At 57.1% G+C, this 11,639-nt stretch carries 16 protein-coding genes and 3 tRNA genes; 9 read left to right on the top strand and 10 right to left on the bottom strand.

Annotated elements, in window-relative coordinates:
* Positions 1 to 36: 36 nt before the first annotated feature.
* From IEQ42_RS20825 to IEQ42_RS20805, 5 genes are all read left to right on the top strand, one after another.
* Positions 37 to 399 carry a hypothetical protein gene (locus IEQ42_RS20825; protein ID WP_210704987.1) on the top strand — a complete coding sequence of 121 codons (363 nt, stop codon included), beginning with the start codon at positions 37 to 39 and terminating at the stop codon, positions 397 to 399.
* The gene (locus IEQ42_RS20820) at positions 396 to 629 is read left to right on the top strand and encodes a hypothetical protein (RefSeq protein WP_210704986.1); all 234 of its coding nucleotides are present in this window, start codon (positions 396 to 398) and stop codon (positions 627 to 629) included. The genes IEQ42_RS20825 and IEQ42_RS20820 overlap by 4 nt, the downstream gene beginning before the upstream one ends.
* Complete coding sequence (locus IEQ42_RS20815; RefSeq protein WP_210704985.1) at positions 626 to 1,087, top strand: hypothetical protein; 462 nt, start codon at positions 626 to 628, stop codon at positions 1,085 to 1,087. Before IEQ42_RS20820 ends, IEQ42_RS20815 begins: the two co-directional genes overlap by 4 nt.
* A 91-nt stretch (positions 1,088 to 1,178) precedes the next feature.
* On the top strand, positions 1,179 to 1,526 hold the full coding sequence (locus IEQ42_RS20810) for a hypothetical protein (protein WP_210704983.1): 348 nt from the start codon (positions 1,179 to 1,181) through the stop codon (positions 1,524 to 1,526).
* 25 nt (positions 1,527 to 1,551) lie between these two features.
* Positions 1,552 to 2,367, top strand: a complete 816-nt coding sequence (locus IEQ42_RS20805; RefSeq protein ID WP_210704981.1) for a YfdQ family protein — start codon at positions 1,552 to 1,554, stop codon at positions 2,365 to 2,367.
* Positions 2,368 to 2,391: 24 nt separating this feature from the next.
* On the opposite strand, the gene IEQ42_RS20800 is transcribed toward IEQ42_RS20805, so the two are convergent.
* The gene (locus tag IEQ42_RS20800; protein WP_210704979.1) at positions 2,392 to 2,907 is read right to left on the bottom strand and encodes a hypothetical protein; all 516 of its coding nucleotides are present in this window, start codon (positions 2,905 to 2,907) and stop codon (positions 2,392 to 2,394) included.
* 306 nt (positions 2,908 to 3,213) lie between these two features.
* On the opposite strand from IEQ42_RS20800, the gene IEQ42_RS20795 reads away from it, so the two are divergent.
* Positions 3,214 to 3,405 carry a hypothetical protein gene (locus tag IEQ42_RS20795; RefSeq protein WP_210704978.1) on the top strand — a complete coding sequence of 64 codons (192 nt, stop codon included), beginning with the start codon at positions 3,214 to 3,216 and terminating at the stop codon, positions 3,403 to 3,405.
* A 40-nt stretch (positions 3,406 to 3,445) separates the two neighbouring features.
* The gene (locus IEQ42_RS20790; RefSeq protein WP_210704977.1) at positions 3,446 to 4,090 is read left to right on the top strand and encodes a phiTE_072 family protein; all 645 of its coding nucleotides are present in this window, start codon (positions 3,446 to 3,448) and stop codon (positions 4,088 to 4,090) included.
* 1 nt (position 4,091) lies between these two features.
* On the opposite strand, the gene IEQ42_RS20785 is transcribed toward IEQ42_RS20790, so the two are convergent.
* On the bottom strand, positions 4,092 to 4,334 hold the full coding sequence (locus IEQ42_RS20785) for a hypothetical protein (RefSeq protein ID WP_210704976.1): 243 nt from the start codon (positions 4,332 to 4,334) through the stop codon (positions 4,092 to 4,094).
* 131 nt (positions 4,335 to 4,465) lie between these two features.
* On the opposite strand from IEQ42_RS20785, the gene IEQ42_RS20780 reads away from it, so the two are divergent.
* Entirely contained in the window at positions 4,466 to 5,206 is a 741-nt protein-coding gene (locus IEQ42_RS20780) for a metallophosphoesterase (protein ID WP_210704975.1), read from the top strand.
* Positions 5,207 to 5,243: 37 nt separating this feature from the next.
* Positions 5,244 to 5,492 (top strand): helix-turn-helix transcriptional regulator, encoded by a 249-nt coding sequence (locus tag IEQ42_RS20775; RefSeq protein ID WP_210704974.1) that lies wholly within the window; start codon positions 5,244 to 5,246, stop codon positions 5,490 to 5,492.
* Here IEQ42_RS20775 and IEQ42_RS20770 read toward each other — a convergent pair.
* The 8 genes from IEQ42_RS20770 to IEQ42_RS20735 form a co-directional block, all read right to left on the bottom strand.
* Positions 5,462 to 6,691 carry a tyrosine-type recombinase/integrase gene (locus IEQ42_RS20770; RefSeq protein WP_210704973.1) on the bottom strand — a complete coding sequence of 410 codons (1,230 nt, stop codon included), beginning with the start codon at positions 6,689 to 6,691 and terminating at the stop codon, positions 5,462 to 5,464. The genes IEQ42_RS20775 and IEQ42_RS20770 overlap by 31 nt on opposite strands.
* Positions 6,692 to 6,855: 164 nt before the next feature.
* A tRNA-Leu gene (locus IEQ42_RS20765) sits at positions 6,856 to 6,942 on the bottom strand.
* Positions 6,943 to 7,136: 194 nt separating this feature from the next.
* Positions 7,137 to 7,210: transfer RNA gene (locus IEQ42_RS20760), tRNA-Cys, on the bottom strand.
* A gap of 45 nt (positions 7,211 to 7,255) precedes the next feature.
* Positions 7,256 to 7,331: transfer RNA gene (locus IEQ42_RS20755), tRNA-Gly, on the bottom strand.
* Positions 7,332 to 7,391: 60 nt separating this feature from the next.
* Complete coding sequence (gene pgsA, locus IEQ42_RS20750) at positions 7,392 to 7,952, bottom strand: CDP-diacylglycerol--glycerol-3-phosphate 3-phosphatidyltransferase (RefSeq protein WP_210704972.1); 561 nt, start codon at positions 7,950 to 7,952, stop codon at positions 7,392 to 7,394.
* Between the two features lie 32 nt (positions 7,953 to 7,984).
* Positions 7,985 to 9,808, bottom strand: a complete 1,824-nt coding sequence (gene uvrC / locus IEQ42_RS20745; protein ID WP_210623922.1) for an excinuclease ABC subunit UvrC — start codon at positions 9,806 to 9,808, stop codon at positions 7,985 to 7,987.
* Between the two features lies 1 nt (position 9,809).
* Positions 9,810 to 10,451 (bottom strand): response regulator transcription factor GacA, encoded by a 642-nt coding sequence (gacA, locus tag IEQ42_RS20740; RefSeq protein ID WP_016984198.1) that lies wholly within the window; start codon positions 10,449 to 10,451, stop codon positions 9,810 to 9,812.
* A gap of 127 nt (positions 10,452 to 10,578) precedes the next feature.
* Positions 10,579 to 11,022 carry a GNAT family N-acetyltransferase gene (locus IEQ42_RS20735; RefSeq protein WP_210705029.1) on the bottom strand — a complete coding sequence of 148 codons (444 nt, stop codon included), beginning with the start codon at positions 11,020 to 11,022 and terminating at the stop codon, positions 10,579 to 10,581.
* Positions 11,023 to 11,639 lie beyond the last annotated feature (617 nt).

The following is an 11,639-nucleotide window of genomic DNA, read 5'->3' as shown; positions in this document are numbered from 1 at the left end:
TGCTGACGAATACACGCAACCATCCGAGGAAAGGACATGAATCACACTATCCAACATCGCCGCGCCATTCTCGATGGATTGCGTCAGCGTGCCACCCTGGCTACTGCCGACTTCTACAAAAAGGTCGGGATCACCGCTCCTGCGACGTCGCTGCGCTTCACCGTCGTACCGCACGGAAACAATCTGTTCGGCGTTGTTGATCGCAAGACCGGTACCGAGCGCGCCGAGATCGCAGGCCACATGAACGCCTGTCGGTCAGCGCAGGGTTTTGAAAGCGCTGCTTACTTCACCCAGGCCGCGCACCTCACTGCCGCGAATGTGGCGCGCTGGATGACTCGCTGGATGCTTGTGTTCGCTGTGGTGCTTGCCGTGTTCGCCTTCATGGGGGCGACACGATGAGCATTGGACCAAGGCCTGATCCACGAGCCACGGCGCTGGCCGACATCGTGCGCAAGATTTCCGAGTTCTTTGGCACTGGCGGCCAGGTGACTTCGGCGCCAGGGTTCGAACGCCCTACGCCGCCGACCCGCTCCAACAAAATCGACCCTGACACCATCCTCAAGCGTCGGCGGCCTTCGCCCACCCAGGCTGAACGCATCGCGCTGCGGCGGATCACGGAGAGGCTATGAGCAAGCGCAAGCCCAACAACATGCGGGCTCGAATCGAGAGCTCCTGTCGATCGCTGGTTCGCACCAATCACGTCGCGGTTGTCAACATCGACCCGAGCGGCCGGCAGGGCATGGTCAATTACAGGTCATTGAAGAGCATCGCGCCCGGGAATATCGGTCAGGCAGTCTGCGAGATCACCCATCGGTGGACGATCTTCCTCAGCGCCCTGTGCATCAACCAGTCTGGTGACCGCTACTTGAAATCGGTGGAGGTCGAGCCGGACGGCATGTACCTGTCGGACCATCTCGAGGAAGTGATCGAACATTGCTATCGGGAAGTCCTCGCCAGCGCGAATCCCCAGCACGTGGTCGCCTCAGGCTGGATCGCGATTCCCGATACGGTATCGCTCGACGACGCCCAGGCATATCAGATCTTTGAGGCTGTCGGTGCCTGGAACCAGGTGAAGGTCGCCGCATGAAAAGAGTTTTCAGGTCAATCCAGCGCCGCAAGCGCGATCAACAACATCACCTTCCCCCCAGCGGCCTGTCGGCCATCCCGGAGAAAAAGCCATGTCCACCCCTACAGACACCACAGAGTTCTTCGAAGAGCTGAACGGCGGCGCCTTTGCCAGCCAGATTGGCCACGCCCTTTCCGAAGTGGCAGCCGGCGTCGTCGACAACGGCAAGGCCGGCAAGCTGGTCATCACCCTGGACTTCACTCAGGTCGGTGAGTCCAGCCAGGTGAAGATTAAGCACAAACTCGATTACAAGGTGCCGACCAAGCGCGGTACCCGAAGTGAAAACACAAGCCTGGAAACACCGATGCACGTCGGATCCGGCGGAAAGATCACCCTGTTCGCGGAAAAGCACGATCAGCTGTTCACCCGCGAGCAAGCCCCAATCACTCCCCGCACCTAACTCCAGCCGCCGAAGGATTTAACGAATGTCCCTGACCAAAGAAGCAATTCAGCACATCACCGACACCGCGCTCGAAGCAACAGGCAAGCAACTGGGCACCCACATGCCGACCCTGGTCCTGCCTGAAGGCAGCCAGGTGATCACCATGGAAAAGTGGCAGGCGGGACGCAGCCGGTTCCGCGGGATCTATTCGACCCACTCACTGGCCGACTTCAGCACGTACGTTGCTGACCGGGCGGTGGCAGGTGCCCGAGGCTTCATCGACCAGGACGAAATGACCTGCACTCTGATCTTCAACCTGGGTACCGACGTTGCACCCGGCCACGCCGATGACCGGGCAGTTTTGAGATTGAAGCCATCTGCCGGTTACAAGGCTGCGCAAGCAATCGGCGGGCGCGCGATGTCGCAAAAAGACCTCAGCGACTGGATTGAAGACTGGCACCAGTTCCTCAACGCCGCCGACGACACCGGGCAAACGATGACTATCGCCAAGGCTATCGCCGCTGTGCGCACCATCACCATCAAGGCCGCTTCTGAGTCTGACCACACCGTCGGTGAAACCAGTGCCAGCCGCAGCACGCTCGATCAGATCGAAGCCCGCAGCAAAGAGACGCTGCCAACCACCCTGCTGTTCAACGTGATCCCGTTCGAAGGCCTGACCGAGCAGCAGATTCAACTGCGTGTGTCGGTAATCACCAGCGGCGCACAACCGGTGCTGAAGCTGCGCTGGGTTGGTGAAGAGGTCCAGCGCGAAGAGATCGCGCAGGAATTCAAGTCGGTGCTTCAGGACAAGATCGGCGATGCCGCTGCGCTGTCTTTGGGCGCGTTTGATCCGAGATAAGACGTTCCGGCGTGACAGGGATGCTTACTTCCCTGTCACTGGCAAAAGGTCAATCTGGAAGCGTGGCTTGCTTTCAGCAGACAACTTGTCTATCCGCACGCCAGCCAAATTGAAATAAATTTCAGTTGCCGCAATCAAAAAACGATTTCGTCCTTCTAGCTTTGGACCTTTGTCGTCCAGCTTAAGATCACGAACCCAGTTTTTGATGTTTTTTTCATCAAAAGACAAGTCGGAAAGGGCTTGATGAGCAAACTTATTTCGAACGTCGATCAGTAACCCGAAATTGTCCAAATGGTGCTTGCTCAGAACGCCGAGCATGTAAGCGTTCACAGTTGACGCTGATAGCCTCCCTTTAGGCGAGAAGTTGTCGACTGCATCCTTGTATTTACTATTTGGCGGATCAGGCAGGCGACGCTTTATTGCCTCTTTGAGAACCTCTTCCAATACACAAAGCGTTAGTACGGCCGCGCCGCGATCTGATTCGCCCTTAAAGGCTTCAAGAAAGCCTGAAAATTTATCGAATGCCGTTTGGGAAACCAAGTTCCTCACTCCTTTGATCCAGCCCTATGCCGGATGCCCTTGATACCCCACTTCAACGAATCACGCCAGCCGGCGAGGCAGGCGCGCACCTGGAGGCAATCAATGTCTACCCCCCCCCCTCCGCATCAAGCGGATTGACCTGTCGCGCTCACGCATTCGTCGGCGCGCTCTGCGGGCCTTTAAGTCCAGCTTCCGACTGAAAGGCGGCCCCATCGAATCGGCCTGGCTGTGCACTCCCGGCACTCTGGTGTTCAAGCTTGGCGAATGGCGCGGCCATTACAACGCCAAGAACGAATGGGTGCCGCTATGACACCTCATGAATTCATCGAAAAGAACGTGCTCGACGAACTTCGGAAACTGAAATTTCCCGAGGGCGTTTGCTTCAGCGTCGCCCGGGACTCGGTCGACTATTACCGCCAGCGCAGCATGTTCAGCAAGAGCGTTGTGCTGGATGTTCTGGCCTGGTCGAAGAAGCGCGCCAAAGAGCTTTCCCGCTAACCACTCCACCGCCCGGGCATGACCCGGCATAGGACGCCCCATGTCCACAGAAAACAAACCGGCCGAGCCGCTGAAGGTTGAGCGCTCGACTGTGACGAAGCTGGTGATCACCGGCGCGCCGCGACTCGACGCGATTACCGTGTTCCTCGAGGACTTCGGCCGCCGCGACTGCCCTACTGAATCCGACCCGAGCTATCAGACCGCCCAGGGCAAGATCACGATCAACTGCTGGGACGACAGCTGGAACGCCTACTGGGGTGGTATGGGCCCGTGCACCGTCGCGGAGTTTGTCGCCGACTGCGATTGGCACTACGTCCTGAACTGCCTCGATCGCGGTATCAGTAGCACGCGGTTCAGCGGGAATGCCCTTCACGCCTTCGCGAAAAAGTGCATCGTCCAGCGCCGCCGGCAACAGACCGACCGACACGACTGGGAACTGGATGAGCTGAGCAAGGATGAGGCGCGTGAACTCTGGCACGACATAGAGGTTCTGCGAAGCGTCGAGTCGCCGAACGAGTGCTGGCATCACGACAGGCTACTGACTGAACTGTTTGGTGATGAGTGGCACTACCCGGTTAGCGACAAGGCGGTCGAGGAAAATCACGAATTCAACTATCTGCGCCGGGTGGTTGAGGCAGTACAGGCTGCGCTGCGTCAACAACCGCTGGAGCAGCTAGCAGCTTGAGTCAAGGCAGCTGACTGTCGACCCATCGCTCAGCAGTGGCCATTGCATCATCCAGTGCGGTCGGATAATCGGGCCATGGTCCTAACAGCTCGGCTGCGACATCACCCAACCCATCGATTGATGCCGGGTCGATGATCTTCGCAGAAGCAGGCGCTTTATCGTTCGGCCGGCTCCAGTGGAACTTCAGAAAAATGATATGGCCTCGGTACTTGTGGGTTATCGGCACATCCAGATTGTGTGACACGCGTCCTCCGAAGACTCATTGAAATGAGCACTCATTTTTACACCCATCCTGAAGCCTGAGGAATCAAGGCAAAAGGCTACTAATCCATTCCCCTATAAGCCTGTCAGTGAATGGCGGGCAAGGAATTCTGCATGCCCAAAACTATCGAGGTGTCGCGCGTGAAGCGCTTCGCCGCAAACACGGCTGGCCGGGATTTCGCGGTCGGCGACATTCACGGGCATTTCACCCGGCTACAAGCCGCGCTGGATGCGGCCGACTTCAACCCTTCGGTGGATCGTTTGTTCAGCGTCGGCGATCTGGTTGACCGCGGGCCGGAATGCCGCGACGTGCTCACCTGGCTGGACAAACCATGGTTCCACCCGGTGCGCGGCAACCATGACGACTACGTGGTTCGGTTCGATACCTGTGACGCCGACAACTGGATGTACAACGGCGGCTCATGGTTCGCCGGCCTGTCGCTGTTCGAGCAGAAAGAGTTCGCGGTGCACTTCGCCGAGCTGCCAATCGCCATCGAGGTCGAGACGGCTCTTGGCCTCATCGGCATCGTGCACGCCGATTGCCCCTTCCCCTCTTGGGATCAGCTACCCACCGAACTGGAATCGCCCGAGAGCAGCAAGCGGCTGAAGCTGGTGCAGAACAGCTGCATGTGGTCGCGGAGCCGATTCGAGCATCAGGAAACACATGGCGTCGAAGGTGTGCGCGCCGTCGTGGTAGGCCACACCCCTACCCGAACTCCCGCCACGCTCGGCAACGTCATCCACATCGACACCGCCGGGTGGATGCCAGATCGCGGCTATTTCACCCTGCTCGACCTGAACACCCTCGAAACCATCCCCGCAACCCGACCGGCCTTGAGCAAGGATTGGGATTAACCACCTTCTGCCGCCACGCGCGGCATGGAGCATCACAATGAATACAGCTCACACCAACGATCAGCACGAATCGCCGATCCAATACATCAAATTGCCCGAGGTGAAACGAATCTGCGGGCTCAGCACGGCCACCATCTACAGGATGGCCGTCAGTGGAAAGTTCCCTAAGCAGGTAAAGCTGGGGGCTGCAGCTGTCGGCTGGGTAAAGTCCGAAGTCGACCAATGGGCGAGCGGCAAGGCAGCAGCCAGGCCCTGTCAGCCTTCCTCCTCAAGTGAATCGAGGTAGTCGGCCCAGTCCTGCATCATTCCCCTCCGCTGCTCCACGTACTCTGCGTGGTTGTAGGTCTTCCGGATCTTGCTTGAGCCAGCGTGCGAAAGCTGCGCCTCAATCCAGTCCTCGTTGTATCCCTTCTCGTTCAAGGCCGTCGAAATCGTGGCGCGGATTCCGTGCCCGGTCAGCCTGCCTTCATATCCCATGCGCCTCAAAGCCATGTTGACTGTGCCGTCGCTGATCGGCTTGCTCGGATCGCTCCGTCCAGCAATCAGCAGTTTGTAGCGGCCAGTCATCTGGTGCAGCTTGCGCGCCTCTTCCATCGCCTGCCGCGACAGCGGCACGAAATAAGGCGGTACAACCCCCTCTCCTTTTACCCTGATGACCTTTTTCAGTTGTTTGACGGTACCGGCCGGAACAGTCCACAGCGCGGCGTCGAAATCGAATTGATCAATCGTTGCGCTTCTCAGTTCGATCGTGCGCACCCCCGTGAGCAGCAGCAGACGAATTGCGCTGCGGGTGTAATCCTTCAGGTCGGCGCGCTTCAGTTCAGCAAGAAACTCTTTCAGCTCATGCTGCCGAAGCATCGGGTTGTGCTTTTCCGGCGGCTCCTTGGCGGCGACGATGTCCAGATCGGCGGCGGGGTTCACGTCCAGATACTCAGACGCAATGCCGTATCGAAATATCTCGTTGAGCCACGTGCGGCATTTGCGAGCGACGTTCAGTGCCCCGCGCTTTTCAATGATCCGCAGAGTCGCTAGTACATCCTTGCGCGAGACTTCGGCGATCGGGATTTTTCCCAAGGAGGGCAACAAATCTTTATCCAGATAGAGCTGCGCCTGTTTTGCAGCGCCCTTCTTGGCCTCGGCCCAGCGCGGCAACTTGAACGCGTACCACTCGTTCGCAACAACCTCAAATGTTTTGACCGAAGAATCAGCGGCGGCTTTTTTCTCTTTTCTGCGGTGCGAGCGAGGATCAGTGCCCTTCGCTACAAGCGAGCGAGCTTGATCTCGGAGTTCGCGGGCTTCTTTCAGGGAGATTTCAGGATAGGTACCCAGGGACATGCGCGGCTGGCTGCCGTGCCATGAAAACCTGAAGTGCCAAGACTTCGTGCCGTTTGGGGCAACGAATAGGGACAGTCCACTGGCGTCGGTCAGAGTGAAGCTCTTTTCGGCCGGTTTGGCCTGGCGCACAGCGGTATCAGTGAGAGGCATTAGTACATCACCATGGCAGTCGAACTGGGGAAGGACTGAATGATGTACTAAAAATAATGAGAAGTGGTGAGAACGCTTGATAACTGATGGAAAAGAAAAAGCCCCGCCGGGTCTTAGCCAGCGGGGCTTTTTGATAAGTCTTGAGAAGACATGAGAAGCAGAAATGGTGCCCGAAGCCGGAATCGAACCGGCACGCCCTTACGAGCGGGGGATTTTAAGTCCCATGCGTCTACCAGTTTCGCCATTCGGGCGGTAGCGCTGTGTTGCTGTTCCAGCGGCATGCTCTCAATCCTGACAGCATGCAGGCTTCAGCAGCCGAGCGGGAAATATATACATCACTTCCCGGTGAAGCAAGTTTGCAGTGAACGTTTTAAAGACTAAATCTTGCAACGCACTGCAAATAAAAAAGCTCCGTAAATCATGGATCTACGGAGCTTGTTTATAGTGGAGGCCGAGGTCGGAATCGAACCGGCGTAGGTGGATTTGCAATCCACTGCATAACCATTTTGCTACTCGGCCTCAAAGCATCTGCTGTCAGTAGCACAACAACAAACACGTACAAATTGGAGCGGGAAACGAGACTCGAACTCGCGACCCCGACCTTGGCAAGGTCGTGCTCTACCAACTGAGCTATTCCCGCTTGGTGATGCGCATTCTATAGAATTAAGAAGCTCCGTCAACCCCTTGATTCAAAAAAGTTTTATTTCTTTTCCACATCGGTCTTCAGATGTGGCCAGGCGGCGCGCAGGTATTGAACCATCGACCACAAAGTCAGGCCTGCCGACACCAGCAGCAAGGTGTAACCCAAGACAACCCAGAAATTGAAGTCCTTCGGATGAGCCAACAGAATCACCAGTGCGAGCATTTGCGCCGCGGTTTTCCATTTGCCGAGATTCGATACAGCCACGTGCGCACGCGCACCGAGTTCGGCCATCCATTCGCGCAACGCCGAAACAACGATCTCGCGACCGATAATCACCGCCGCCGGGAGCGTGAGCCAGAGGTTGCCGTGCTCTTGAACCAGCAGCACCAGCGCAACGGCGACCATGAGTTTGTCAGCGACCGGATCAAGAAACGCTCCGAACGGAGTGCTTTGCTCCAGGCGACGCGCCAGATAACCATCCAGCCAGTCCGTTGCTGCCGCAAAGGCAAACACCGAGGCGGAGGCCATGTAGCTCCACTCATATGGCAGATAGAACAGTAAAATGAAGATCGGGATGAGCAGGACGCGTAGAACGGTAATCAGATTAGGGATATTCATCGGCACAACTGGCTACGAGGTGAAGGGGCATTCTACTCGCTATGCAGGTTCGCATAAATCGACTCTGCGAGCTTTTTACTGATCCCCGGGGCTTTCGCTATCTCTTCGATGCTTGCACGAGTCAGCTCTTGCAATCCACCAAAATGTTTCAACAAGTCGCGACGTCGAGTCGGCCCTACTCCGGCAACGCCTTCCAGCGTTGACGTACGGCGAGTTTTGCCGCGACGTGCTCGGTGCCCTGTAATTGCAAAACGGTGCGCTTCATCGCGAATCTGCTGAATCAGGTGCAGTGCCGGCGAGTCACCGCGCAAGGTGAATTCATGCGCCGCATCATTCAGATACAACGTTTCGAAACCCGCCTTGCGCGTCGCGCCCTTGGCGACACCGAGCAGGATCAAATCCGGCACGGCCAATTCATTGAGCACGTCGCGGGCCATCGATAGCTGACCCTTGCCACCGTCGACCAGCAGAATGTCCGGCAACTTGCCCTCGCCGTCCTTGAGTTTGCTGAAACGTCGCGTCAGGGCCTGGTGCATGGCGGCGTAATCATCGCCAGCCGTGACACCTTCAATGTTGTAACGGCGGTAATCCGATTTGATCGCGCCTTCCGGGCCAAAGACAACACAGGATGCGACCGTCGCCTCACCACTGGAGTGACTGATGTCGTAACACTCCAGACGTTGCGGTGGCTCGTCCAGATTCAACACTTCAGCCAAAGCGTCAAACCGCGCCGCGGTGTGCTGACGATTGGCCAGACGCGCACCCAAAGCCTGCTCGGCGTTAGTTACAGCCAATTGCTGCCAACGCGCGCGAGTGCCTCGTACCCGATGACTGATGGCCAGTTCGCGACCGCGCAATTCATGGATCGCCTCGATCACCGTCGGAAAGTCTTCGTGCATCACGTTGACGATCAGCTCGCTGGGCAGGTCGCGCTCCGGGCTGCTGATGAAGTAATGACCGAGAAACGCCGCCATGACTTCAGAAACGTCTTCATCAATCCCGACCTGCGGGAAGAAATTTTTGCTGCCCAGCACGCGTCCGCCACGAACGCTGATCAAATGCACGCAGGCGCCGCCCGGATTGACGAAGGCTGCGATGACATCAATATCGCCCGTGCCACCCTCCATGCTTTGTTGATCCTGCACGCGGCGCAGCAGAGCGATCTGATCACGCAACTCGGCGGCGCGCTCGAATTCGAGGTTGATCGCCGCCTCTTCCATGGCGCTGGACAGCTCGTTGGTCAGCGCATGACTGCGCCCTTCGAGGAACATCACCGAATGACGGACGTCGTCAGCATAAACATCAGGCTCGACCAGCCCGACGCAAGGCGCCTTGCAACGCTTGATCTGATATTGCAGGCACGGGCGGGTGCGGTTCTTGTAGTAACTGTCTTCACACTGGCGGACGAAGAACGTTTTCTGCAGCAGGCTCAGACTTTCACGAATGGCGCCAGCACTTGGATAAGGCCCGAAATACTTGCCCTTGGCCTTCTTTGCCCCACGATGAATGCTCAAACGCGGGAATTGGCCATCGGACAAAAAGACATATGGATAGGATTTGTCGTCGCGCAACAGAATGTTGTACGGCGGCCGCCATTCCTTGATCAGCGTCTGCTCTAGTAGCAGCGCCTCGGTTTCATTGGCGGTGATGGTCGTTTCGACCTGAGCAATGCGTCCAACCAGTGCAGCCGTCTTCGGCGCCAGGCCGGTTTTGCGAAAATAGCTGGCCAGTCGCTTCTTGAGGTTCTTGGCCTTGCCGACATACAACAGGCGCGCATCGCTGTCGAACATGCGGTACACGCCGGGGCGCCCGCTGACGGTCGACAGAAAGGCACTGGAGTCGAATGTTTCTGTCATGTCAGAGGCTGGCATCAACCATGCCGTGACGAACCGCCAAAAGTGTCAACTCGACGTCGCTGCTGATCGAAAGCTTCTCGAAAATACGGTAGCGATAGGTGTTCACGGTTTTCGGTGAGAGGCACAATTTGTCGGAAATGATCTGAACCTTCTGACAGCCGACAATCATCAATGCGATCTGGATTTCGCGCTCGGACAAGGCATCGAAAGGTGAATCATTGGACGGCTGGAAGGACTTGATCGCCAATTGCTGGGCAATCTGCGGGCTGATATAGCGCTGCCCGGCAAAGACCAGGCGAATGGCCTGTACCATTTCCGGCAACCCGGCGCCCTTGGTCAGATATCCCGCAGCACCAGCCTGCAGCAACCGTGTAGGAAAAGGATCCTCTTCACACACCGTAACCGCGACCACCTTGATGTCCGGATGACTGCGCAGCAGTTTGCGCGTGGCCTCCAGTCCGCCGATGCCTGGCATCTTGACGTCCATCAGGACCACATCGGGTTTCAACTCTCGGGCCTTGATCAGGGATTCTTCCCCGGACTCGGCCTGGCCAACCACCTGCAGGCCATCAATATCGGCCAGCATCCGTGTAATGCCCGTACGAACGAGATCATGGTCATCGACCACCAGCACCCTAATCAAGCAGACACCTCGCGATATGGTCATATTGGGATGCCGGACACCTTAGCAAAAAGTGCCCGGCAGACCTAGCGGCAAGCGTCATTTAAAAAGTTTCAAACGATCATTCAGGGCTTGCCGGCCGTGGGTTTCAGAGCACAGGCGTACTGATATCGAGCTGCATTCGCAGGAAACACTCGTCCTCGCCTTGTACGTGTAGTCCTTTTCTCTCATACAATTTTTTTGCCGGGTTATTTTCGAACACTGTCAGGCGTAACGCCGGGCGCCTTTCATGCCGGGCCATGCCGATGATCTGGTCGATCGCCCAGGATCCTGCGCCCTGCCCCTGAAAGGCTTCAGCCATTTGCAGTTCACGAATATACAGCGCCCGCGCATCCCGGCTCAGACTGAAAAAACCTGCCGGCACACCATCAAGCACTATCAGCCAGTTTTCACGCCCCGACCATGCCACGTCGAACGCCTCGTCCTGCCACAACAGCTCATGATGAATGTAGTAATGCAGCATGTTCTGACAGGTGAGAGCGCGGGCAAAAACCAAGTCTTCAGGTGTCGCCCGACACATACGAAATCTCATATTGCCTCCATCACCGGACTCACCCGCCCCCGCCATCTGCGGGTAAAAGTGGAGTGTGTCACAACGCATGCTGCACTCAAGCAATAGGTGTTTCATTGGCAGCTCGATAGCATTTTCTGATTGCTGAGGTGTATTGGCCTCTAGTAAGCTCGGCGCATTCATTGGAGACAGACCATGTTCAACGCCCTCTCACAGCTTCACACCGCCAGCGCCCTGCGCTCGGTTGCGGCTGCCCGGGCGAATGACGTTTGCGCTCCGGTAAGCTTTTATTTTGGGTATTGGTTTAGCCACTGGCGCGCCTGATACCCACACGGCGCCCAAGTAAACGGGTCGCCTACCAGAGATTTCTCAACCCCCGGTCGGCTTCCCGACCGGGGGTTTTGTTTTTTCAGGCCACAAACTTTTCAGCCACACACCAGACACTTTGAGGATTCATCAAATGAACTACGCCACTTATTACCGTTACGACAGCTTTAGCGCCTGGCGATTTACCAGCCTCCGCTCGGGACAGCCTGCCGCCTCCGATCGGTCACCTACAGGTGGCAAACCCGAACACGTAGCCAATACGGCCAATTGTCGAACACCCCAGTAGGGCCGAGCAAGCGGGAAGCACCCGC

The sequence above is a fragment of the Pseudomonas iridis genome, assembly GCF_017980685.1.
Lineage (GTDB): Bacteria > Pseudomonadota > Gammaproteobacteria > Pseudomonadales > Pseudomonadaceae > Aquipseudomonas > Aquipseudomonas iridis.
The sequence above is the reverse complement of the archived record's forward strand: the minus strand, read 5'-3'. Positions and strand labels throughout refer to the sequence as shown.